At 59.9% G+C, this 21,920-nt stretch carries 20 protein-coding genes; 10 read left to right on the forward strand and 10 right to left on the reverse strand.

The features are described 5' to 3' along the window. Nucleotides 1–173: 173 nt before the first annotated feature. Both MCB86_RS15910 and MCB86_RS15915 read left to right on the forward strand, forming a co-directional pair. A complete protein-coding gene (locus MCB86_RS15910; protein WP_239611457.1) occupies nucleotides 174–1,301 on the forward strand; it encodes a DUF3182 family protein in 1,128 nt (375 codons plus the stop codon). Further along, entirely contained in the window at nucleotides 1,285–2,058 is a 774-nt protein-coding gene (locus tag MCB86_RS15915) for an alpha/beta fold hydrolase (RefSeq protein ID WP_239611458.1), read from the forward strand. Before MCB86_RS15910 ends, MCB86_RS15915 begins: the two co-directional genes overlap by 17 nt. A gap of 43 nt (nucleotides 2,059–2,101) precedes the next feature. On the opposite strand, the gene MCB86_RS15920 is transcribed toward MCB86_RS15915, so the two are convergent. The 5 genes from MCB86_RS15920 to MCB86_RS15940 are packed head-to-tail and all read right to left on the reverse strand — an operon-like array spanning nucleotide 2,102 to nucleotide 7,669. Next, entirely contained in the window at nucleotides 2,102–3,130 is a 1,029-nt protein-coding gene (locus MCB86_RS15920; RefSeq protein ID WP_239611459.1) for an ion transporter, read from the reverse strand. After that, on the reverse strand, nucleotides 3,123–3,713 hold the full coding sequence (locus tag MCB86_RS15925; RefSeq protein WP_239611460.1) for a cob(I)yrinic acid a,c-diamide adenosyltransferase: 591 nt from the start codon (nucleotides 3,711–3,713) through the stop codon (nucleotides 3,123–3,125). The genes MCB86_RS15920 and MCB86_RS15925 overlap by 8 nt, the downstream gene beginning before the upstream one ends. A 21-nt stretch (nucleotides 3,714–3,734) precedes the next feature. Then, nucleotides 3,735–5,744: an ATP-binding protein gene (locus tag MCB86_RS15930; RefSeq protein WP_045163328.1), complete on the reverse strand. Its 2,010-nt coding sequence runs from the start codon at nucleotides 5,742–5,744 to the stop codon at nucleotides 3,735–3,737. A 42-nt stretch (nucleotides 5,745–5,786) separates the two neighbouring features. Further along, the gene (locus MCB86_RS15935; RefSeq protein WP_045163327.1) at nucleotides 5,787–6,704 is read right to left on the reverse strand and encodes a putative 2-dehydropantoate 2-reductase; all 918 of its coding nucleotides are present in this window, start codon (nucleotides 6,702–6,704) and stop codon (nucleotides 5,787–5,789) included. After that, nucleotides 6,704–7,669, reverse strand: coding sequence for a response regulator (locus MCB86_RS15940; RefSeq protein WP_239611461.1), 966 nt, complete (start codon nucleotides 7,667–7,669; stop codon nucleotides 6,704–6,706). Before MCB86_RS15940 ends, MCB86_RS15935 begins: the two co-directional genes overlap by 1 nt. Nucleotides 7,670–7,810: 141 nt before the next feature. Between MCB86_RS15940 and MCB86_RS15945 the strand changes: the two genes are divergently transcribed. Both MCB86_RS15945 and MCB86_RS15950 read left to right on the forward strand, forming a co-directional pair. Next, on the forward strand, nucleotides 7,811–8,290 hold the full coding sequence (locus tag MCB86_RS15945) for a YajQ family cyclic di-GMP-binding protein (protein ID WP_239611462.1): 480 nt from the start codon (nucleotides 7,811–7,813) through the stop codon (nucleotides 8,288–8,290). Nucleotides 8,291–8,374: 84 nt separating this feature from the next. Continuing rightward, entirely contained in the window at nucleotides 8,375–9,199 is an 825-nt protein-coding gene (locus tag MCB86_RS15950; protein WP_045163324.1) for a mechanosensitive ion channel domain-containing protein, read from the forward strand. A 42-nt stretch (nucleotides 9,200–9,241) separates the two neighbouring features. Here MCB86_RS15950 and MCB86_RS15955 read toward each other — a convergent pair whose 3' ends face one another. Together MCB86_RS15955 and MCB86_RS15960 are read right to left on the reverse strand one after the other, a co-directional pair. Beyond that, the gene (locus MCB86_RS15955) at nucleotides 9,242–10,942 is read right to left on the reverse strand and encodes an AmpG family muropeptide MFS transporter (RefSeq protein ID WP_045163323.1); all 1,701 of its coding nucleotides are present in this window, start codon (nucleotides 10,940–10,942) and stop codon (nucleotides 9,242–9,244) included. Nucleotides 10,943–10,976: 34 nt separating this feature from the next. Continuing rightward, nucleotides 10,977–11,336 carry an MGMT family protein gene (locus tag MCB86_RS15960; protein ID WP_045163322.1) on the reverse strand — a complete coding sequence of 120 codons (360 nt, stop codon included), beginning with the start codon at nucleotides 11,334–11,336 and terminating at the stop codon, nucleotides 10,977–10,979. 139 nt (nucleotides 11,337–11,475) lie between these two features. Between MCB86_RS15960 and MCB86_RS15965 the strand changes: the two genes are divergently transcribed. Continuing rightward, entirely contained in the window at nucleotides 11,476–12,480 is a 1,005-nt protein-coding gene (locus MCB86_RS15965) for a DUF481 domain-containing protein (RefSeq protein WP_045163321.1), read from the forward strand. Between the two features lie 65 nt (nucleotides 12,481–12,545). Here the strand turns inward: MCB86_RS15965 and MCB86_RS15970 are convergent, their stop codons facing one another. Then, complete coding sequence (locus MCB86_RS15970; RefSeq protein ID WP_045163320.1) at nucleotides 12,546–13,304, reverse strand: SDR family oxidoreductase; 759 nt, start codon at nucleotides 13,302–13,304, stop codon at nucleotides 12,546–12,548. 99 nt (nucleotides 13,305–13,403) lie between these two features. Here MCB86_RS15970 and MCB86_RS15975 point away from each other — a divergent pair, with 99 nt between their 5' ends. The 5 genes from MCB86_RS15975 (at nucleotide 13,404) to MCB86_RS15995 (ending at nucleotide 17,418) form a co-directional block, all read left to right on the forward strand. Beyond that, nucleotides 13,404–14,108 carry a DUF2470 domain-containing protein gene (locus MCB86_RS15975; RefSeq protein ID WP_045163319.1) on the forward strand — a complete coding sequence of 235 codons (705 nt, stop codon included), beginning with the start codon at nucleotides 13,404–13,406 and terminating at the stop codon, nucleotides 14,106–14,108. Nucleotides 14,109–14,234: 126 nt separating this feature from the next. Continuing rightward, complete coding sequence (locus tag MCB86_RS15980; RefSeq protein ID WP_045163318.1) at nucleotides 14,235–14,699, forward strand: FxsA family protein; 465 nt, start codon at nucleotides 14,235–14,237, stop codon at nucleotides 14,697–14,699. Between the two features lie 250 nt (nucleotides 14,700–14,949). Beyond that, nucleotides 14,950–15,243 carry a co-chaperone GroES gene (locus tag MCB86_RS15985; protein ID WP_239611463.1) on the forward strand — a complete coding sequence of 98 codons (294 nt, stop codon included), beginning with the start codon at nucleotides 14,950–14,952 and terminating at the stop codon, nucleotides 15,241–15,243. Between the two features lie 57 nt (nucleotides 15,244–15,300). Continuing rightward, nucleotides 15,301–16,953 (forward strand): chaperonin GroEL, encoded by a 1,653-nt coding sequence (groL, locus tag MCB86_RS15990; RefSeq protein WP_045163317.1) that lies wholly within the window; start codon nucleotides 15,301–15,303, stop codon nucleotides 16,951–16,953. 234 nt (nucleotides 16,954–17,187) lie between these two features. Beyond that, nucleotides 17,188–17,418 carry a hypothetical protein gene (locus MCB86_RS15995; RefSeq protein ID WP_025242763.1) on the forward strand — a complete coding sequence of 77 codons (231 nt, stop codon included), beginning with the start codon at nucleotides 17,188–17,190 and terminating at the stop codon, nucleotides 17,416–17,418. A 56-nt stretch (nucleotides 17,419–17,474) separates the two neighbouring features. On the opposite strand, the gene MCB86_RS16000 is transcribed toward MCB86_RS15995, so the two are convergent. After that, the gene (locus MCB86_RS16000) at nucleotides 17,475–20,525 is read right to left on the reverse strand and encodes a multidrug efflux RND transporter permease subunit (protein ID WP_045163316.1); all 3,051 of its coding nucleotides are present in this window, start codon (nucleotides 20,523–20,525) and stop codon (nucleotides 17,475–17,477) included. A 28-nt stretch (nucleotides 20,526–20,553) separates the two neighbouring features. Beyond that, complete coding sequence (locus MCB86_RS16005; protein WP_045163315.1) at nucleotides 20,554–21,708, reverse strand: efflux RND transporter periplasmic adaptor subunit; 1,155 nt, start codon at nucleotides 21,706–21,708, stop codon at nucleotides 20,554–20,556. Between the last annotated feature and the right edge of the window lie 212 nt (nucleotides 21,709–21,920).

Raw genomic sequence — 21,920 nt, forward strand, 5'->3', positions numbered from 1 at the left:
ATTTTTGCGGACTGGAGGCCGGTCGCGGCTGGCTGGGCTGCAGGATAGATAGCGTAAAACAGGGGTCTACTCGATACACCGGATCCGCTTTGGTCGGGTGGAAACGAGCGAAGGAAGCGGCGATCGGTCGCTTCGTCGCGCATGTACCTGTAGTCCATGGAGCGAATCCACCTATGAAGAGTGCGGATACCCCGCAAGACACTCGAGGGGCTGTCGTAACCCTGACCAATCGACCCAACGAACCCGAGCACGAAAAGGTCGTGCACGAGCAGCTCGCCAAGCGCCTGGCAGCGCTGCAAGGGCTTGCCTTTCTCGGTGAGTACGACGCAGAGGCCAGCTATCCGTGTCCGCTCTATTTCGTGCCTTCTTCCACTGTGGTCGGTACGGATCTGGCGCGCAAACTGGGACTGGAGGGCGAGCGGGATCTGTTTGGTGGTGTCGTACCGCATGCCTTTATCGAGACCAAGGCGATCACCCATCCTCTGGTACGCCCGGATGCCGGCTCCCCCCTTGGCTGGTCGCGAGAGTTCTCCCGTCGTGTCACGGGCGGCGTTTTGCCCGGCTACAGTGTGTTTTCCCTGCACGATGCGCGTGAGGCTGGGCGGCGTCTGCTGAACGAAGGGGCGTTGAGAATCAAGCCAGTACGGGCCACCGGTGGCCGAGGACAGGAACGGGTGAGCACTGTTCAGGCACTCGATCACGCCCTGGAAAACGTGGATGAAGCCGAATTGGCCCAATTCGGGCTGGTTCTTGAGGCGAATCTGGAGCACGTGACCACGTTCAGCGTCGGGCAGATACGCGTTGCGGGACGAATTCTGAGCTATTACGGGACCCAGCGCCTGACTCCCGACAACGCGGGTGACACCGTGTATGGCGGCTCGGACCTGCTGGTCGTCGATGGCGACTTCGATACGTTATTGGACTTGGATCTGCCGGAAAGGACTCGTCTTGCCATCTCTCAGGCTCAGGTCTATGACGCGGCCGCGTCGGATTGCTTTCGTAACTTCTATGCCTCTCGACGCAACTACGATATCGCCCAGGGCATCGATGACCGAGGGCGGGCCTGTTCCGGTGTGCTGGAGCAGTCCTGGCGAATCGGCGGTGCCAGCAGTGCGGAGGTCGCGGCGCTGGAGGCATTCGCGCAGGGCCGGGGCGGCAAGGTCGTTCATGCCTCATCGGTCGAGCTGTACGGCGAATCGACCGTGCCTGAAGGCGCGACCCTGCTGTTTCGTGGTGACGACGCCGAAGTCGGATTCATAACCAAATACGCATTGGTGGAGGACTATGGCAACCCAGAGTGAATGCGTGGATATCCTTGTGGATGACGAACACATTGCCGGCACTTTCCTGTCGCCGCCGACAAAATTACCGGGCGTGCTGTTCGTGCATGGCTGGGGCGGCAGTCAGGAACGCGATTTGACACGCGCGCGCGGTATCGCTGGGCTAGGCTGTATTTGCCTGTCGTTCGATCTGCGGGGTCATGCCCTGACCTTGGCTCAACAGCAGACCGTTACGCGCGAGCAGAATCTGCGCGACCTGCTGGCGGCTTACGATTTGCTGGCGCAGCACCCGAACATCGATCCTGCCGCGATCGCTGTGGTGGGTACCAGTTATGGCGGCTACCTGGCCGCCTTGCTCACATCCTTGCGGCCGGTCAGGTGGCTGGCGATGCGTGTGCCGGCCCTATACGGTGATGATGACTGGGCCATGCCCAAGCGACAGCTGGATCGCGATACGCTCAATCAGCTGCGTGGCCGCCGGGTTGCTCCAGAGGAAAATCGGGCACTGACCGCTTGCGCCGAGTTTCGCGGCGATGTGCTGATTGTCGAGTCGGAACACGATCATCTGGTTCCGCACAGCACGATCATGAGTTATCGCGCGGCCTTTCAGCAGACGCACTCGCTGACGCACCGCATCATTCTCGGTGCCGATCATGCTCTGGCCAATGAGAGCTGCCAAAAGGCCTACACGGATATTTTGGTCAACTGGGCCACCGAGATGGTCGTCGGTTCGCGTATCGATCAACAGCACGGCGCCGCCGCCGCGAGATCATATTAGGCCGCGTTGATGTTTCGCTGCGACTCGCAGCCGGTAACAGGCCCTAGCTCGGTGGGGTTGGCGGCTCGATAGGTCCGACAAAGCGGCTCCAGCGCCGGTCGAGCACCTGCTGCTTGAGCACTTCTATGACATCGACCAGCAGTTCTTCCAGGGCGAGATCCGTGTTCTCGTCCTGGTAAACCCAGGCCTCGAAACATTCGTCAGCCAGGTTGCGGGCCAAACGTTGAAACTGAGCGCCCTGCAGACCGTCGGCCGCGCCTTGTAGCAACCGTGCGGCGATGTCGGTGAGGGCTTCGTCCAGCGTCTCGGCGACTCGGTCACCCAACGGTAGGCGGCGCAGGCGGCTCACCTCGGGATTATTCGCCAACGCCTGGTGGATCAGGCCGCCGACGTAGCCTTCGATGGCGCCACGGTTGTCTCGATAGCCGCTCTCCAACATGCTGTGCAGGCGTCGCGACAGGTCATCGAGCAGCCGCTCCTTGCGCGGCTTCACCACTTCCTCCAGCAGCCTTCGGGATAGGTCGTCGCTGGCGCCTATTTCTTGTTGCATGCGGCTGAACAGCCGGACCATGACGCGATCGGACAGCTCTTCGAGCAGAAGTGAATAGTAGCGATAGACCAGGCCGAAAATCGCCCATTGGCGGACGTCGATCAGGCCCAGGCGTTGCAGTCGAAGTAGCAGGCTGCCGACTCGCAGCACGCGTAGCCAGCGGAAACCGCTCAGCGGGATACAGCCGAGCACGTCGTACCAGTGGGCGAAGGGGTAGTAGTACCAGCGTGCGTACCGTCGTTCGAACAACGCAACGGTCCAACCGAGGAGCACGTCGAGAACGAATATGGCGACGAAACCGAGATCGATCAGTTGGAAGTTGCGGTGAATCAACGTGTCGTAACGCTGATGCAGCGTAGGCAACCATTCGGCGAATGCCTGATTGAGCGGTGCTACGGTGAACAGGCTGTCGAACAGGATCAACCCGAGGTTGATGCATACCAGCAGAACGATGAATGCTTCCCAGGCTGCGTGCAGCCCGTTACGGAAGCGTTCGTGTCGGTCTGCGCTTTGCTCAGGCATTGGCGTTGGCGGGTGCGCTGGCGGCATGCCAGAGGATTTCGGCGCAGCCTTGGCGACGCGCGATCAGCCGAGCAACGACGAAGAACAGGTCCGAGAGGCGATTGAGATAGGCCAGGCCGACTGGGCGCAGCGGCTCGAGAGCGTTGAGCTGCTGACAGCGCCGTTCGCTCGTTCGCGCCATGCTGCGGCACAGGTGAGCGAGCGCGATCAATCGTGTGCCACCCGGCATGATGAAATCCTCGAGCGGCCCGAGTTCGACGTTCCAGTGATCGATTGCGGCCTCGAGGCGAGCCACCTCTGCGTCGTTCAACGCTTGATAATCCGGCATCGCCAACTCACCGCCCAGGTCGAACAGGCGGTGCTGACAGGGGCTCAGGACTTCGATCAGTTCAGCCAGATCCGGCCAGCGTGCCTGGGCTTCGGCCAGTTCGGCGAGCAGCAGGCCCAACTGGCTATTGAGTGTATCGATCTCACCCATGGCTTCGATTCGCGGATGATTTTTGGGGACCCGGCGACCATCGGCCAGGCCGGTTTCCCCGGCATCGCCGGTACGGGTGTAGATCTTGGAGAGTCGGTTGCCCATCGGTAAGTCCCAGGTTCAGCTTCAGTTGGTATCTGAGGGCGATGTCAGTGGCAGGCGCAGGGTGAAAACGGTGCCCTGATCCGGCCTGCTCTGCACTTCCATCTGACCCTTGTGATTGTTGGTGATGATGAAATACGAAACGGAAAGACCCAGCCCGGTTCCCTGGCCCACCTCTTTGGTGGTGAAAAAAGGCTCGAAGATTCGTTTGCGAATATGCTCGGGAATGCCGACACCGTTGTCTTCCACCTGGATCTCGGCCCACGGCGGATTCAGGCGTGTGCGCAGCGTGATCTGCCCGCGGCGTCGGTCTGGTTTCTGATGGATGGCTTGCGCGGCGTTTTTCAGCAGGTTCAGTAACACCTGTTCGAGTTCGTTGCCAATGCAGGGCACACGGTCTACTTGCGGATCGAAATCGCGAATGATCTCGATGGAACGGAAATCGAAGCCGTCCAGCAGCGCGAAGTCACCGCCCGCGATCTCCAGCGCCTGATCGATCAGCACGGTCAGCTGGCAATCGGCCAGCTGCCGGTTGCTCAGGCGACTGAAGCTCAGCATATGGCTGACGATCTTGGCTGCCCGGGAGCCTGCCTGCTGTATCCCGTCGAGCAGTTGCGGGATTTCCCGCCGCTGCAGGTACTGATTCACCGCCTCCAGCAGTACGCCGGTTTCGGCGGCAGCCTCACGATTGCGTTCCAGATCTGGCGACAGGCGTCGGCGAATGTTTTGCGCGTTATGCAGAATGGCGCCCAGGGGATTGTTGATTTCATGCGCCATGCCTGCGGCGAGGCCGCCCACCGACAGCATCTTTTCCGATTGCACCATGATTTCCTCCATGTTGATGCGCTCGGTGATGTCGTCGATACGAATTACCACGCCGCGACCACCGCCGCCCATCAATGGATAAAACGTCAGCGCGTAGTGGCGGGGCTCGTCGTTGAACATCCAGGTGACTCGCTCGATCTTTTCCACCTGGTGACGTTCGGAAGTTCGGCGGATCTGGGTCAGGAAGGGTTTCAGCGGCTCGAAGGCGATGAATACCGGCTGATTCAGTGCGTCATCGATAGAGGTACCGGAAAGCGCGCTGGCCTGCTGATTCCACTGGGTCACATAAAGTTGTTCGTCCAGTGCAATGAGCACCGAGGGCATCGAATCGATGATGCTGTTCAGGTAGTTCTGAAAGCCGGTGAGCTTTTTCTCGATCTTGCTGCGAACCTGAACTTCCAGCTCTAGCTTGCGGTTGGAATGACGGGTTTCCTCCGCTAGGCCCTGGGCGTGGTCGAATGCGTCCTGGGCATCGTCGCGGGCACGCTTGAGCTGCTGTTCGCGTGCTTCCATGCGCGACAGCATCGTATTGAAGGCGTCGGCCAGATGGCCAATTTCATCCTGGTTTTTCGCCGTCGCCCGCAGGGAATAGTTTTCTTCGCGCGTGACCTGGCGGGATAGCGCCTCGAGGTCGCGGATCGGACGGGTAATCGCCTGGCGGATCTGCCGGGCCACCAACGCCCAGAGCAGCAGACTGGCCAGCAGAATGACGAGACTGGCAGTCAGGGTGCCGGTATAGAAGGCTCCGGGCAGTTCGCTGCTGGCAATGATCAGCAGATAACCCGGAGGCCCTGCGGTTTGCGGCAGCTCCACCAGCAGGTTGGCCCGCATCTCGGTCTTTTGCCAGGTCGGCAGTTCGCTGATCTGCTGCGGCAGGTCGAGCGGATCGCCGCGATACAACTGTGCCAGGCGCCGACCAGCGCTGTCGTAGACCACTGCTGCACGTAGCGGGGCGTAGTCGTTCAGCTTCTGCAGTAACTCGTCGGCAGCTGTTGCGGATTCCAGCGCGCGATCGCTCAATTCGGGTGTCGCGAGCAGCGCGCCAAGCGTGTGCATCGCCTGAGGCGCGACGCTCTGGCGGGAAATCCAATAGGCCGCACTGATGAACGCCAGGTTGGACACCAGCAGCACTGCGGCAAGCAGTACGAGCAGGGCGACCAGCAACTTGCGGCCGACCGGGAGATTTTCAAGGCGCTGGCGCAGGGTCATGGTAAGGACAGCTGAAGGGTGTTTCAGCAGGGTAGCGGTGCCTCAGTCCGCGGGCAATCCGTGATGACGTAGGAAGGTCTGGAGCCGCTCGAGCAACGTGCACAGCTCTGGCGTCTTCAAACCGTGCTGCTGCGCGGTGTGGCAGGCGTGACCGAGCAAGAAGCTGACTTCGGTCCGGCGTCCGCTTCGTACGTCCTGCTGCATCGATGAGAAGTTGTTGGCTGTCGCTTCTATGACGCGCAGCACGTCGTCTTCGAGCCCATCGGCGGCGTCAGGCTGGTTGCACGTCCGAAGCAATTCACCGAGCTCGGTGCAGAGTCCATGCAGCGGTATGCGGTGGGTCAGCAACTCGCCGTTGCGACAATCATGCAGCACGGTCAGCGGGTTGATCGCGCAGTTGATCGCCAGCTTGCGCCATAGCTTGCCCAGAATATCGTCGGCCCAGGCATAGGGGATGCCGGCAGCGTCCAGATCGGCCAGCCATGACGGAGGGGAGCAAGGGTCAGGTTCGCCCAGCCAGTTCTGGCCGTGGCCGGCATAGACGATGCGGAAATCAGCCTGTCGATAAGCCCCTTCGGTGCTGGAGACGAATACGCAGCGGCTTTCCGGCCAGCGCTCGGCAATGGCTTGCTGGCTTCCCAGGCCATTCTGTAGCAGGAGGATCTCCGCGCCCTTGATCAGTCGCGGCGCCACTGCGGCGATGGCGGCTTCGGCATCGTAGGCCTTGCAGGCGACCAGCAGTCGGCCTATCGGTGCGCTCGCATCAGGCAGTTCCGCCGGCACGGGATAGACATGCAGACTCTCATCTTCGATCAGACCCAAGCCACCCGCGGCTTGGTAGTCGGCGAGTCGTTCCGGCGAGCGCAGGATAATCCGCAGTGGTATGCCCGCGCGAAACAGGCGCGTTGCCCAGAGCCCCCCGAGGCTGCCGGCACCAAGCACATGCCAGGAGCTGCTCATCAGGCAGGCTGCGTATAACGCAGGGGCACGATACGTCCCGTGGCGTATGCGTTGGGTAACAGGGCCTCGGCGCGCGAGGTGATCGTCTGGGGCTCGGCGGGCAGCGTGCTCGCATCAAGGCTGACCAGACCGATGCCGGCCCTGATGGAAATAAAGCCCTCGCTGGTCTTGAACGCCTTGAGGTTAAGACCATCGTGCAATCGTTTGAAACTGCTCGGTGAGCAGCCGCGCAGATCGTCGACCAGAGTGAGCAGGCCGAAATGTCCCTCATCCAGGCAGCTGAGCACATCCAGTGGGCGTACCAATTGCTGTAAGCGCCTGGCCACACCTCGAAGCAGCTCCTGATGAAAATGCTCGCCGTAGCGTTCCCGTTGGCTATGAATCTCCGGCAGGCCGATTACCAGATAACACAGCGCGCCGCCGCGGCTTTCGATCTGTCGCAGGCTGTCGCCGAGCCGCTGATGAAGGTAGCGGGCATTCCCAAGGCCGGTAACTGAATCGATCAGGTTGCGCTGTTCCAGCCTGGCGATATTTTCGGTCAGCAAACGGTTTTCCCGTATCAGGCGTTGCAGCGAGCCACAGAGGCGATCGGCGGCGTATACCCGAGGTACCAGTTGATCGTTCATAGCCGACTTGCCGATGAAATCATCCACACCGTGATCGAAGGCCTTGCTCAGCACGTCCTGACCGTCGCGCCCGGTCAGCAGGATGATGTAGGTGTAATGATCGGACATTTCATCCTGCTGACGTACCTGTGCGGTTAGCTCCAGCCCGTCCATTTCTGGCATCAGCCAGTCGGCTAGCAGAACGTTCGCAGGGCGCTGCTCGATCAATTCCAGTGCAGCGCTGGCGCTATTGGCGAAGCGAACGTCTTCGTAACCGGCCTTGGACAGGACACGACCGATCATCACGCTGGAGAATTTGGCGTCGTCCACCACCAGGATGCTGAGTTGAGGGTTGGGCATGCATGGGCTCGGAGAAAGGGGAAGTGCCGTAACACCGGTAGCGGGGCCATTGGCCTGAACAGTTATAATGATGGCCCATTTGAACCGTCAAGCTAAGCGCGCTGGGTCACACCCTTGCGCCGTTCTTAAAGGAGGAAGCCCATGCCCTCGTTCGACGTGGTGTCCGAACTGGACAAGCACGAAGTTACCAACGCCATCGACAATGCCCTCAAAGAGCTGGACCGGCGTTACGATTTGCGCGGTAAAGGCACTTTTGAGCTGAAGGACCTGACGGTCCACTTGACCGCAGATGCCGATTTCCAGCTGGAACAGATGCTTGAAATTTTGAAGCTGAGCCTGGTCAAGCGCAAGATCGACATCCAATGCCTGGAATTCAAAGATCCCTACCCATCGGGTAAATCGGTCAAGCAGGAAGTCGTGCTGCGCGAAGGCATCGACAAAGAGCTGGCCAAGAAAATCGTTGCCCACATCAAGGACGCCAAACTCAAGGTGCAGGCGGCGATCCAGGGCGAGCAGGTTCGGGTGACTGGCAAGAAGCGCGATGATCTGCAGGAAGCCATTGCTTTACTGCGGGCCAAGGATTTCGGTATGCCGTTACAGTTCAATAACTTCCGCGATTGATCCGCTGGGCGCGCAGGCGCGCCCTTTTCACTCCCGAGCGGCCTGTCGGCCGACTCGCTCCGCACCCCAAGGAGACTTTTACTGATGGATTTCAGTGTCGATTATCTGGTTGATCTATCCGAGGCATGGTTGCCGATCGTTCTGCAGTACGGCGCCCAGGTGCTACTGGCGTTGGCGACCTTCCTGGTTGGCTGGTGGCTGATCAACAAGCTCGTCAGCAAAATCGGCGGTTTGCTGCAGCGCCGTCAAGTGGATCCTTCGCTGCACGGTTTCATCGAAAGCCTGTCGAGCGTCATCCTGAAGGTGCTGTTGCTGGTCAGCGTGGCGTCGATGATCGGGGTGGAAACGACATCGTTCATCGCTGTGATCGGTGCTGCCGGTCTGGCCATTGGCCTGGCGTTGCAGGGCAGTCTGGCCAATTTTGCCGGCGGCGTCTTGATCCTGCTGTTCCGACCGATTCGCGTTGGCGAGTGGATCGAGGCACAGGGTGTTGCCGGTACCGTGCATGCGATTCAGATTTTCCACACGGTGCTCAAGTCTGCCGATAACAAGACCATCGTCGTGCCCAACGGAAGCTTGTCCAACGGGCATATCACCAACTATTCGCGCGAGCCGCGTCGTCGCGCCGACATCAACGTTGGCATCGACTACGGTGCGGATATCAAGTTGGCGCGCCAGATTCTGCTGGAAATCGCGCAGGATGAGCGGGTACTACGTGATCCCGAGCCGGTGGTCTTCGTGACAGGACTGGGCGATAGTTCGGTCAATCTGTCGTTGCGGGTTTGGGTGGCGACCGGTGATTTCTGGCCGGTGACCTTCGATTTCACCGAGCGGTTGAAAGAGCGCTTCGACGAGGCGGGCATCGGCATTCCGTTTCCCCAGCGTGTGGTGCATCTGGTTCAGAGCTGAGGTTCAGCATGGAAAAGGAAAGCCGGCGATTGCCGGCTTTTTTTAGCTCCGCTCAGTGCTGGCCAGCGGATCGGCCGGCTCCGGTTGCCTGCGGCTGCGTGACCACTGCCAGGCGATCAGTACCAGGGTCGGTACACCGAGCAGTGCGGTGGCCAGGAAGAAATCGCTGTAACCGAGATGTTCGACCATGACACCGGAGTAGCCGCCCAGTAGCCGCGGCAGCAGCAGCATCAACGAGCTCAGCAGCGCGTACTGTGTGGCGGAGAATTTCAGGTTGGTGAGGCTCGACAAGTAGGCAACGAAGGCGGTGGAAGCCAGGCCTCCGCTGAAATTGTCGCAGGAAATGGTGACGATCAGCATGTTCAGATTGGCGCCCATTTCCACCAACAGCATGAACAAGAGATTGGTCGCGGCGGATGCAAGGCCGCCGATGAACAGGATCGGCAAGATGCTGAAGCGCACGATCAAGAGGCCACCGAAAGCAGCCCCGAGCAGGGTCATGATCAGCCCGAACAGCTTGCTGACACTTGCAATCTGGTCCTTGCTGAAACCCTGGTCGATGTAGAAGACATTCGCCATGACGCCCATCACGGTGTCGGACATCCGGTACGTGGCGATTAGCCCCAGCAGCAACAGCGCCTGCCAGCGATAGCGCAGGATGAAATCGGTGATGGGTGTCAGGACCGGTCCCATCAGTATCCGTCCGGGGCCGGAGAGACAACCCCAGCAGATCAACAGATACATGGTGCCACGCGGCCAGTAACCGCCCCAGTAGGACTGGAACATGCCGGTGGTCGACACCATCAGGATGATCAGCACGATCACCGAGACCGCCTGGTGGACGAAATCGAACCGTGCCGGACGCTGGCGCTGGCCGGCCTGGTGCAGCATCTGGCGAACCGGCACCAGCAGCGCGCGCCCCCAGGGCGACAGCGAACCGATGATGAACAAGAGATACAAGATCGCCCGTGGCCAGGCCTGTGCGATCAGCGCGTTGATCATCGCCGGCAGGGATACCAGCAGCACCAGCAGCAAGCCGACACCCGCCAACTGATGATTGAAACTGTACTTCGAGGGCTCGTTGGGAAGCGGCGCGGCACCCTCTGGCTCAGGGATCAGCAGGCTAGTGACCAGACCCGGCAGAATCAGCAGCGCAAAGGCAACGTAGGTGGTAGCCCATGCGCTCTGGCTGTACTCGACATTGGTGGAGCCCAGCCATTCGGCAAGAAACAGCGCGCCGGCGCTCGCCAACAGCATGGCGATCCGGTAGCCCGTCATATAGCTAGCCGCCAGCGTGGCCTGCAGTTTGTCCTCGGCAATCTCCAAGCGATAGGCGTCGATGGCGATGTCCTGGGTCGCCGAGGCGAAGGCCACCGCGACGGCGAGTGCAATCAGCATGGTCAAGTTGTATTGCGGGTTGCACAGCGCCATGCCAACCAAACCAATGGCAATCACCGACTGCGACAGCACCAACCAGGAACGGCGCCGGCCCAGCGCGCCTATCCACGGCAGACGCCATTGGTCGAGCATTGGCGACCAGACCCATTTAAAGGCATAAGCCAGGCTGATCCAGCTGGCGAAGCCAATCGTTTCGCGCGAGACGCCCGCTTCGCGGAGCCATACCGAAAGTGTGGAAAACACCAGAATAGCGGGTAGGCCTGCGGCGAAGCCGAGCACCAGCAGCGTCAGCGAGGCGGGGCTGGCATAGGCGGCGAGGGCGGCACGCCAGGTTTCACGGGACATATGACAAGACGGTTATAAACATGAAGCGCGCACTCTACCCGCTGTGCTCCGCCGAATGCCAGCCATGTCGACGTATGTCCACGCGGTCATTGACGATGGTTATCCCCTCGGCACGCAGGCGCATGCGCTGCTCATGTCCGGCGGCGCTTCCCGCGGGTAGGCTGAGTCGTCCGCCGGCTGCGATTACCCTATGCCAAGGTAGGCGGGTGCCCTCGGGCAATTGCGACATCAGCCGACCAACCCAACGCGCCGCGCGACCCAGCCCGGCCATGCTGGCCAGTTCGCCATAGCTCACCACTTTGCCCTCAGGGATTTGCGCCATGACCAGATAAACAGCCGCGCGGCGCGATTCGGCGTCGGCCGCAGGCGGTAGCAGAGGGGGTTGTTCGATCATGGAATGTCCTGTGCGTATGGGGCTTGGAGCTCTCTTGGCTGAACTCGGTTGCTATTCGGCGGTCAGTGCTTGCTGTGATTCAACGCATAAGGATAATGCCAGCCTTTCTATCCCCATCTGTCCAGAAATTCAGCCTTCTATGTTTTCCAGAACCTTGCTTTGCGTATCACTTTCGCTCTTCTCCTTGCCATCGCTCGCCGATACCGTCTGGCTTAAGAATGGCGATCGCCTGACCGGCAAGATCAGCGTGCTCGATGGTGGAAAATTGCTGATCGAAACCGACTATGGCGGCTCGATTCCGGTGAAATGGAGCCAGGTCGCGACGTTGGAAAGCAACCAGCAACTGCTGGTCAAACAGGACGATGTGACCGGGGAACTAGCCAAGTCGCTCCAGGCCGCCGACGATGGCAAGGTCACACTTAGCAACGGTGGGGTACCGCGTACGGTGCCGCTTTCCAGCATCACCCAGATCATTCATCCGAAACCGCTGATCCAGGATCTGACCTGGAAGGGCAACATCGATGTGGCGATGGATTACAAGCGCGCCGAAACCGATACCGACGACTACGACGTCTCCTTCGATACTTCCGCACGCCATGGCCTCTGGCGGCACAACGCGACGGCCAATTACAACCGCGAATATCGCGACGGCGTTACTGCGACGGACAATTGGGACGCCGAATATGCGCTCGATCGATTCCTCGATGAGCACTGGTTCTGGCAGGGGCGTCTGGAGTACAAGCGCGACAAGGTGGAAGACGTCCGTCGCCAGCGCACACTGGGTACCGGCCCGGGTTATCAATTCTGGGATAACGATCTGGGCGCCTTCTCCCTGGCCTCGCTGATCAACCGCAGTGATTATGAATTCGCCGATGGTGGCACGGAAAATTTCTACTCGCTGGCAATGAAGTGGAAGTACAACCGTTATCTGGTGGGTAAGACGTTTGAGCTGTTCAGCAACGGAGAGATTGGCAAACCGCTGGAAAACGTCGCCGATTACGAACTCGATGCAGAGGTGGGATTGCGTTACAAGGTCACCGACTGGGCCTCGTTGAACATGAAAGCCGAAAAGGACATCGTCAGCGGTGCTGAAAGCGACATGGATGAAACGCGTTACAGCATCGGCTTTGGGGTGGGCTGGTAAATCAGCTACAAGCTGCAAGAAGAGCGACGAGCGCTTCGACGTGCAGCTTGGCCTGGTGTCCCGCGTTACATCCGCAAGCCGCCGTCCAGCTCGAGAATGCGTCCGGTGTAATAGTCGTTCTCGAAGATGTAGGCGACCGAATGAGCGATCTCCATCGGTTTGCCGAGTCGCTTGAGCGGAATACCGGCAGTCATCTTTTCGAGTGCTTCGGGCTTCATACTGGCGACCATCTCAGTCTCGATGAATCCGGGTGCGACGCCAGCCACCCGTATGCCATAGCGCGCCAGTTCCTTGGCCCAGACAACCGTATCCGCTGCAACGCCAGCCTTGGCGGCCGAATAGTTCGCCTGGCCCATGTTGCCGGCGCGTGAGATCGAAGAGATGTTGACGATCGCACCTTGGCGCTTCAGTTCGATCATTTTCGCGGCCACTTCGCGGGTGCAGAGGAACACGCCGGTCAGGTTGACGTCGATTACCGCCTGCCACTGTGCCAGGCTCATCTTCGACAGTTCGCCATCCTTGAGTTTGATGGTCAGGGCGTCGCGCAGGATGCCGGCATTGTTGACCAAGCCATCCAGTCCGCCGAAATCTTCGCTGACTTGGGCAACCATATGGCTGACCTGTTCTTCGTTGGCGACGTTGCATAGATAGGCCCGCGCATCGCCGCCGGCGCTCTTGCACGCTGCCACGGCCTCATCCAGACGCTCCTGGTTGAGGTCCACCAGCGCAAGGCGGGCGCCCTTGCCGGCGAGGTATTCACCCATCGCACGTCCCAGCCCCTGACCGCCGCCCGTGATGATGATGATCTTGTCTTTTAACTGCATGGACCTTTCCTTCTTGATGAGGATGCCGGTAAACGACGCCCGCCGACGAAACCGTTATGCTGGTGGCCCGTTGAATCAGATAAGCCTTCGAGGAACACCGTGAGCGCTGAAGCCGCCAAGCATGCCCGACAACTCCTGCTCAAGGAATACCGCGGCGTGCTCTCGACGCACTCCAAGAGCATGCCCGGATTTCCTTTCGGCTCCGCAGTCCCCTACTGCCTGAGCGAGCAAGGCTGGCCGCTGATCCTGATCAGTCGAATCGCTCAGCACACCAAGAACCTCCAGGCTGACCCGCGCTGCTCGTTGTTGATCGCCGAGCGCGGTGTAGAAGATGTGCAGGCCAACGGTCGTCTTACCGTACTGGCGGAGGCTAGGGTGCTCACCGGGGCACAGGCCGTAGACGCTGCGGCGCAGCGCTACTACCGCTATTTCCCGGAGTCGCGTGACTACCATCGCGCGCATGATTTCGACTTCTGGGTGCTGCAACCGGTGCGCTGGCGCTACATCGGGGGCTTCGGCGCGATTCACTGGTTGGACGACGTGGCGCAGGCCAATCCATTTGCGCAGACGGACGGTGGCGAGGGCGAGATGCTCGATCACATGAACAGCGACCATGCCGCGGCGATAGCCCATTACGTCGTACGGGCAGGCCTGCCATCAGCGCCTGAAGCCAGCATGGTCGGTATCGACAGCGAAGGCTTTCACCTGCGCATCGGTCAGGCCATACACTGGCTGGCATTTCCAGATCCGTGCCACAACGCGGGCGCGGTGCGGCAGGCGTTAGTCGCGATGGCGCGGCGCTGATTCAGCCTGGCGTAAGCGCAGGGGTGAATAATCCGGTTACAGCCTGTTCTCTCGATGGGTTGAATTCGGTTCAGGCTGCCGTCATCTACACGAAATCGGAAGCCGTTCTTCCGTCAAGGACTATCGATGCGTATTTTCTTACTGCTGTTTCTTCTGTTTCCGCTGGCTGAGTTGGCGTTGTTGATCAAGGTCGGCAGCTCGATTGGCGTATTGCCGACCATACTGTTGCTGATTATCAGCGGCATGGCCGGCATCCTGCTTTTGCGTCTGGCAGGCTTTGCCACCGCCTGGCGTGCACGTGAGCGGTTGGCTCGTGGCGAGCTGCCGGAGCAGGAGATGCTTCAGGGACTGATGATGGCCGTCGCTGGCGGCTTGCTGTTCCTGCCGGGCTTTCTCAGCGACATCGTCGCGTTGCTGGTACTGTTTCCGCCGTCGCGCAAGCTGTTTCTCCGTTTCGTCGGCCGTCGTGTCGAGGCTCAGGCCCAACGCCGTCGTGCTTTTGCCGATGATCTGCGTCAGCAACAGGAGCGTCACGCCGGACCCCAGCGACCGAATGTGATCGAGGGCGAGTGGGAGCGTCGCGACAAGTGATGCTGACCGTTCGAGAAAAGGCATGCACAGGCATGCCTTTTTCATTTCTCAATTCAAAAAAAATCAGCCATGCGCCCTTGAAATCATTTTTCCGCGCCCGCATGTAGCGGTCACCGCAAGGTCGCTGTCGTGTTCGACAGTCCGTCTTCTGCGGCTCGCATTGCGGGCCGCAACCGGCACCGCCGGATTTGCCCAACCCGCCGATGAGTATGCATCGGCATGGAAACCACTGTACTAGGAGAGATCGACAATGAAGCTTCGTCCTCTGCATGACCGCGTCGTGATTCGCCGCAGCGAAGAAGAAACCAAAACCGCAGGCGGTATCGTTCTGCCGGGCTCCGCTGCCGAGAAGCCGAACCGTGGTGAAGTCGTCGCCGTCGGCACTGGCCGCGTTCTGGACAACGGCGAAGTACGCGCCGTGGCCGTCAAGGTCGGTGACAAGGTCGTCTTCGGCCCTTACTCCGGCAGCAACACCGTCAAGGTCGACGGTGAAGACCTGCTGGTGATGAGCGAGAACGAGATTCTCGCCGTCGTCGAAGCCTGATCAGCGCTCGCTTTAAGCGAACTGCGTTCCATCAACAGAATTTGAGGAAGAATCAACATGGCTGCTAAAGAAGTTAAGTTCGGCGACTCCGCTCGCAAGAAAATGCTGGTAGGCGTTAACGTCCTGGCTGACGCGGTGAAAGCGACCCTCGGCCCGAAAGGCCGTAACGTCGTCATCGAGAAAAGCTTCGGCGCTCCGACCATCACCAAGGATGGCGTTTCCGTTGCCAAGGAAATCGAGCTGAAGGACCGTTTCGAGAACATGGGTGCGCAGCTGGTCAAGGACGTTGCTTCCCGTGCCAACGATGACGCGGGCGACGGCACCACCACTGCCACAGTTCTGGCTCAGTCGATCGTCAACGAAGGCCTGAAGGCCGTCGCTGCTGGCATGAACCCGATGGATCTGAAGCGCGGCATCGACAAGGCGACCATCGCCATCGTCGCTGAGCTGAAGAATCAGTCCAAGCCATGTGCCGATTTCAAGGCCATCGCTCAGGTCGGCACCATTTCCGCCAACTCCGACAGCTCCATCGGCGCCATCATCGCCGAAGCCATGGAAAAAGTTGGTAAAGAAGGCGTGATCACCGTTGAAGAAGGCTCGGGCCTGGAAAACGAACTGTCCGTCGTGGAAGGCATGCAGTTCGACCGTGGTTACCTGTCCCCTTACTTCATCAACAAGCCGGACACCATGGTGGCCGAGCTCGACAGCCCGATGCTGCTACTGGTCGACAAGAAGATCTCCAACATCCGCGAACTGCTGCCGGTGCTGGAAGGTGTTGCCAAGGCCGGTCGTCCGCTGCTGATCGTTGCTGAAGACGTTGAAGGCGAAGCCCTGGCTACCCTCGTCGTCAACAACATGCGTGGCATCGTCAAGGTTGCTGCCGTCAAGGCGCCTGGCTTCGGCGATCGTCGTAAGGCCATGCTGCAGGATATCGCCATCCTGACTGGCGGTACCGTGATTTCCGAAGAAGTCGGCCTGAGCCTGGAAACCGCTACCCTGGAGCACCTGGGTAACGCCAAGCGCGTCGTGCTGAACAAGGAAAACACCACCATCATCGACGGTGCTGGTCAGCAAGGCGACATCGAAGCCCGCGTTGCGCAGATTCGCAAGCAGGTCGAAGACACCACTTCCGACTACGACAAAGAGAAGCTGCAAGAGCGTCTGGCCAAGCTGGCTGGCGGTGTTGCCGTAATCAAGGTTGGCGCCGGTACCGAAGTCGAGATGAAAGAGAAGAAGGCCCGCGTTGAAGACGCCCTGCATGCTACTCGTGCAGCCGTCGAAGAAGGCGTGGTTCCCGGCGGTGGCGTTGCCCTGGTGCGCGCTCTGCAGGCCATCTCCGAGCTCAAGGGCGACAACGAAGACCAGAACGTAGGTATCACCTTGCTGCGTCGTGCGGTCGAAGCTCCGCTGCGCCAGATCGTATCCAACGCCGGTGGCGAGCCGAGCGTTGTGGTCGACAAAGTCAAGCAGGGTTCGGGCAACTACGGCTTCAACGCTGCGACTGACGAGTACGGCGACATGATCGAGATGGGTATTCTCGACCCGGCCAAGGTTACCCGCTCTGCTCTGCAGGCCGCGGCTTCCATCGCCAGCCTGATGATCACCACCGAAGCGATGATCGCTGAAGTGGTCGAAGACAAGGCTGCTGGCGGTGGTATGCCGGACATGGGCGGCATGGGTGGTATGGGCGGCATGGGCGGCATGATGTAGGCCAGCCGGTCCCGCTACATGAAGAGCCCCGCCTAGTGCGGGGCTTTTTTATGCGTCGTTTTCCGCGCAGAAGGTTCTAGCGGTTACTGCCTGTGAGCGTCCTGGCTCGCCAATTGATACGGCGTTAGCGGAGCGCTCTGCTCAAAAATTGACCATTTATCATTTTCTTCAACGCACAGCTCGATTGTGGACTATGGTGAGCATTCGAATCACCTAATAACAAAGGCTTGCGCGATGAAGCTTGAATTTGCACGAGGATTGTTTCTAGCCGGCTCACTGGGTGTCGCCTCCCTGTGTGCCGCCGCATGGAGCGAACCGGACGCCAGGGTAGTGGCGCGTAGCGAAGTCAGTGATCACTGCCCGATTCCGCGCATGGCCCAAACCTCGATTTGGGAAGCGCGTCCCGATAAGGATCTATTGTTATTCATGTACGGCATGTCGCAAAGCTTGGTGGGCCGAGGCTAGCCGCGCCTGATACAAGCCATCCACCCGGCGCGAGCGGATGGGATATCCGATTTGCCTCAGGCTGCTGTTTGAGCTGCCGTCGTGGCGCGCTCGGGGCTTGCCAGCATCGTATAAACGGCAGGCAGGACGAACAGCGTGAACACCGTGCCGACCGTCATGCCGGTTGCGATTACCATTCCGATATCGAAGCGACTGACCGCGCCCGCACCGCTGGCTAGAATCAATGGCACCATGCCGAATACCGTCGCCGCCGTCGTCATCAATACCGGGCGCAAGCGGATCGCCGCCGCTTCTTCCACGGCCTCGCGACGGCTCAATCCGCGTTCCTGGCGCAGCTGGTTGGCGAACTCGACGATCATGATGCCGTGCTTGCTGATCAGACCGATCAGCGTCACCAGCCCGACCTGGGTGTAGATGTTCATACTCGACAGGCCCAGGAACAATGGCACCAGCGCGCCACAGATGGACAGCGGTACGGTGACAAGAATCACCAGCGGATCGCGGAAGCTCTCGAACTGCGCCGCCAGCACCAGGAAGATGACAGCCAGGGCGAGGGCGAAGGTCGTGTACAGGGCGGTACCTTCCTGGATGTACTGGCGCGATGCGCCGGCATAGTCGAACGTGAAGCCCTGTGGTGCTTCTTCTTGAGCGATGCTGCGCAGCGTGTCGATGGCTTCGCCCATGCTGACGATCGGGAAGCCCTGAATCGTCGCCGCGTTGAGTTGTTGGAACTGTGCCAACTGGGTCGGCCGTGCGCGGTCATGAACCGTGATCAGGGTGGACAGCGGTAACATCTCGTCCCGGTCGTTTTTCACGTAGTAATTGCTCAACCAGCCCGGGTTATCCCTATAGGCCTGTTCGACCTGGGCGATCACCTTGTAGCTGCGGCCCTCGATGGTGAAACGATTGATCTCGCTTTCGCCGAGCAGGGTGGCCAGGGTCATGCCGAGGTCTTCCATCGTCACGCCCATCTGTGCAGCTTTTTCACGGTCGATATCGACGACGATCTCTGGCTTGTCGAACGCCAGATCGATATCGAGAAAAGCGAACTTGCCGGACGCCTCGGCTTTTTCCTTGATACGCTCGGCGACCTGCAGCAGGGATTCGTAGTCGTTAGCCGTGTTGATCACGAATTGGAACGGCAGCCCCTCGCCGGTGCCGGGCAGGGAGGGCAGGTTGAAGCCGAAGACTTGCAGCCCGGGGATCTGATCGATCTTTGCCTGGACCAGCGGAAGTACTTCCATCTGGGTTCGTTCCCGTTCGTCCCAAGGCGTCATCAGGAACCCGCCAATGCCGCTCTGCACGCCGTTGAAGCCGTTGATCTGGAACCAGGAGTAGTACTCTGGGAACGACTTGAAAATCTCCAGGAACTGATCGGTATAGGTGTTCAGGTAATTGAGGTTGGCCGTTTGCGGCGAGCTGGCCATCATGAAGATGATGCCCTGGTCTTCCTCAGGTGCCAGTTCGCTTTCGGTGAACTTGAGCAGTACCGGAATCAGCCCGAGCACGATCAGGGCGAAAACCAGCACCACCGGACGCGTGTTCAGCGTGCCATGCAGCGCGCGCTGGTAGCGCACTTTCAATCGATCGAAGACCAGATCCAGGCGGTGTGCCAGGCCCGTCGGGTTTTCTTCATGACGTAGCAAGCGCGAGCACATCATCGGCGACAGCGTCAGTGCGACCACGCCGGATATCAACACTGCACCGGCCAATGTCAGCGCGAATTCTTGGAATAGCGCACCGGTCAGACCCTGCAGAAAGCCGATCGGCGCGTAGACGGCCGCCAGGGTAATGGTCATCGTGACCACTGGCATGGCGATCTCACGTGCTCCATCAATGGCCGCCTGGAACGGCGTTTTGCCTTCCTCGATGTGCCGATGGATGTTTTCCACCACTACGATCGCATCGTCCACTACCAGCCCGATTGCCAGCACCATGGCCAGCAGCGTCAGCAGATTGATCGAGTAGCCCATGGCTTGCATGAAGAACATTACGCCGATCATTGAAAGCGGAATGGTGACCACCGGAATCAGCACCGAGCGCAGCGATCCCAGAAACAGGAACACCACAACGATCACGATGACCACTGCTTCGGCGAGCGTTTTCACTACTTCGTCAATGGAGGCCTGGATGAAGCGTGTCGCATCATAGGCGATGGTGACTTTCAAGCTTGGCGGCAGTTGCGATTCGATCTCCGGCATGATCGCGCGCACTTCCCTGATGACGTCCAGCGGGTTTGCGCTGGGGGTCCCCTTGACACCGATGTAGACCGAGGGAATGCCATCGAAAGAGCTGATTGCGTTGTAACTTTCGGCGCCCATCTCCACCCGCGCCACGTCGCCGAGCAGCACGCGGCTATCGCCCTGGGTCTTCAACGGTATGGCGGCGAAGGCCTCAGGCGTTTTCAGTTCCGTGTCAGCGTTGATACTGGTGACGACGTATTGCCCCTTCACCTCACCGGCGGCAGCTAGAAAGTTGTACTTGCGCACCGCCTCGTTCACATCGCTTGCGGAGAGGCCGTAGGCGGCGAGTTTCACCGGATCCAGCCAGAGGCGCATGGCGAACACCTGATTGCCAAGGATCTCCGCCTCAGCCATCCCGGGCAGGGTAGCCAACTTCGGCTGGATGACCCGAGACAGGTAATCGGTGATCTGCGGATTGGTCAGCTGTTCGCTATAGAAGCTGATGTACATGAGCGCCGTGGAATCGGCGGCCTGCTTGTTCAGAACCGGGTCCTCGGCATCTTGCGGCAACTGGTTCTTCACCGAGTTGGCCTGGCTCAACAGCTCGGTGTAGAGCCGGTCGGTATCGGCTCCGATCCGCGCGTAAACCGAGATGACCGAGAGGTTCTGCTGGCTCACCGAAGTCATGTAATCCACGCCTTCGGCGCTGGCCAGACTCTGTTGCAGGGGCTGGGTGATATAGCCCTGGATGGTTTCGGCGTTGGCCCCGGGGTAGGCGGTGGTCACCGTGATCAGCGCGCTCTCCATCTGCGGATATTGGCGAATCACCAGGCTGTTGAACGCCTGAAAGCCGAGCAGCACGATCAACAGGCTGATCACGCTGGCCAGCACCGGACGGCGAATGAATGGATCGGTAAAAGCCATGACGATCTATGTCCCTGTAGTCGACGCCTCAGTGAGCGTCGGACCCGCTGTTTGGCTTGAGTTCGAGCGTGCGCTTCTTGGCGATCGCGACGTGGGCACCGGTATCCAGTTTGAGCTGGCCGGCGACAACCACCTGCTCACCAGCCTCGAGCCCTTCGAGGATCACCACACGGCCGTCGCGACGCTCCCCGGTCTCGACAAAGCGCCGTTCCACCACCAGATAGGGTTCGCTGCGCTCGGGCGCTTCGGTGCCTTCCTCGGGCTCGGGCGCCTGACCTTCCTTCACCACCAACACCGAGTTGCCATATAGCGTGTAGGTGATCGCGGTTTCCGGCACGACGACTTGGGGTTCTTCGCTGGGCAATAGCACCTGCAGATCGGCGAACATGCCGGGCAGCAGACGCTCGCCGGGGTTGGCCAACTCCGCGCGGACCTGCACGTTGCGGGTGGTGGTTTCCACCTTGGGATTCAGAGCGACGATCTTGCCCTCGAAACGCTCACCGGGAAACGCGGCTACCTGAACCCGCACGGATTGGCCGATGGCAAGCAAGGGAACCTGCTGTTCGGCCAGGTAGAAGTCGACGAATAGAGTCGACAGATCCTGCAGCGTGGCGATCGGTGTGCCGGCAGCAACGAAGTCACCGACATCCACCTGACGGATCCCGATCGTTCCGGAGAAGGGCGCAAGAATGCGTTTTTTCGCCAGGCTGGCCTTCAACTGTGCAACGGTGGCCGCTGCCTTCTGCGACTCGGCATTCAGCCGGTCGAACTCGCTGCGTGAGATGGCCTGGCGATCAATCAAACTGCGTGCGCGCTGAAATTCCACTTTCGCTAGATGCAGGTCGGCTTCGGCGGCAGCCAGGCTTGCCTGCTCGATTTCACTGTCGAGCAGAACGATCGGTTGGCCCTTGCTCACCTTTTCACCTGAGCGGAACTGTACGTCACTGATGGTGCCGGCAATCTCTACCGACAGATCAATGCCCTGAGATGCGGTGAGTGTACCGATCGCCGGGATCCGGCTCTGCCAGGGCTGACGGCTGGACTCGACGGCCTCGACATCGATTGGCGGCTTCGGTGCATTGAATTGCTGGATTTGCGAGTAGATCGAATTGAACTTCAGGGCAGCGAGGATCAGTACGACGACGATCACCGCGCCAAGCATGAGCAGCATGCGGCGCAACATTTTCCATATTCCTTGGAGAGATGAGCCGGCTGACTACTGCCAATTAATGAGGCAGCCGTTCGAGTACACACAAGTGACCGATTGCCGGCCTGACCGGGGTATCGATCTAAGGTAGTTCCGGCAATGCGCCGGGAAACAGCGAAAGTAGCCTCGAATAAGACGCGTGTAAAGGGATAGGTAGTGAAGTCCGCAGCACGCTGTAACAAGGTGTG

It is taken from the genome of Pseudomonas sp. KSR10 (genome assembly GCF_022355455.1).
Lineage (GTDB): Bacteria > Pseudomonadota > Gammaproteobacteria > Pseudomonadales > Pseudomonadaceae > Stutzerimonas > Stutzerimonas stutzeri_E.

Coding starts and splice junctions, on each gene's coding strand:
- MCB86_RS16000 (WP_045163316.1), bottom strand. CDS start 20,525: ATGGCTTTTACCGATCCATTCATTCGCCGTCCGGTGCTGGCCAGCGTG.
- MCB86_RS16005 (WP_045163315.1), bottom strand. CDS start 21,708: ATGTTGCGCCGCATGCTGCTCATGCTTGGCGCGGTGATCGTCGTCGTA.
- MCB86_RS15980 (WP_045163318.1), top strand. CDS start 14,235: ATGCGTATTTTCTTACTGCTGTTTCTTCTGTTTCCGCTGGCTGAGTTG.
- MCB86_RS15945 (WP_239611462.1), top strand. CDS start 7,811: ATGCCCTCGTTCGACGTGGTGTCCGAACTGGACAAGCACGAAGTTACC.
- MCB86_RS15955 (WP_045163323.1), bottom strand. CDS start 10,942: ATGTCCCGTGAAACCTGGCGTGCCGCCCTCGCCGCCTATGCCAGCCCC.
- MCB86_RS15965 (WP_045163321.1), top strand. CDS start 11,476: ATGTTTTCCAGAACCTTGCTTTGCGTATCACTTTCGCTCTTCTCCTTG.
- MCB86_RS15950 (WP_045163324.1), top strand. CDS start 8,375: ATGGATTTCAGTGTCGATTATCTGGTTGATCTATCCGAGGCATGGTTG.
- groL (WP_045163317.1), top strand. CDS start 15,301: ATGGCTGCTAAAGAAGTTAAGTTCGGCGACTCCGCTCGCAAGAAAATG.
- MCB86_RS15925 (WP_239611460.1), bottom strand. CDS start 3,713: ATGGGCAACCGACTCTCCAAGATCTACACCCGTACCGGCGATGCCGGG.
- MCB86_RS15920 (WP_239611459.1), bottom strand. CDS start 3,130: ATGCCTGAGCAAAGCGCAGACCGACACGAACGCTTCCGTAACGGGCTG.
- MCB86_RS15930 (WP_045163328.1), bottom strand. CDS start 5,744: ATGACCCTGCGCCAGCGCCTTGAAAATCTCCCGGTCGGCCGCAAGTTG.
- MCB86_RS15995 (WP_025242763.1), top strand. CDS start 17,188: ATGAAGCTTGAATTTGCACGAGGATTGTTTCTAGCCGGCTCACTGGGT.
- MCB86_RS15915 (WP_239611458.1), top strand. CDS start 1,285: ATGGCAACCCAGAGTGAATGCGTGGATATCCTTGTGGATGACGAACAC.
- MCB86_RS15960 (WP_045163322.1), bottom strand. CDS start 11,336: ATGATCGAACAACCCCCTCTGCTACCGCCTGCGGCCGACGCCGAATCG.
- MCB86_RS15935 (WP_045163327.1), bottom strand. CDS start 6,704: ATGAGCAGCTCCTGGCATGTGCTTGGTGCCGGCAGCCTCGGGGGGCTC.
- MCB86_RS15940 (WP_239611461.1), bottom strand. CDS start 7,669: ATGCCCAACCCTCAACTCAGCATCCTGGTGGTGGACGACGCCAAATTC.
- MCB86_RS15985 (WP_239611463.1), top strand. CDS start 14,950: ATGAAGCTTCGTCCTCTGCATGACCGCGTCGTGATTCGCCGCAGCGAA.
- MCB86_RS15910 (WP_239611457.1), top strand. CDS start 174: ATGAAGAGTGCGGATACCCCGCAAGACACTCGAGGGGCTGTCGTAACC.
- MCB86_RS15970 (WP_045163320.1), bottom strand. CDS start 13,304: ATGCAGTTAAAAGACAAGATCATCATCATCACGGGCGGCGGTCAGGGG.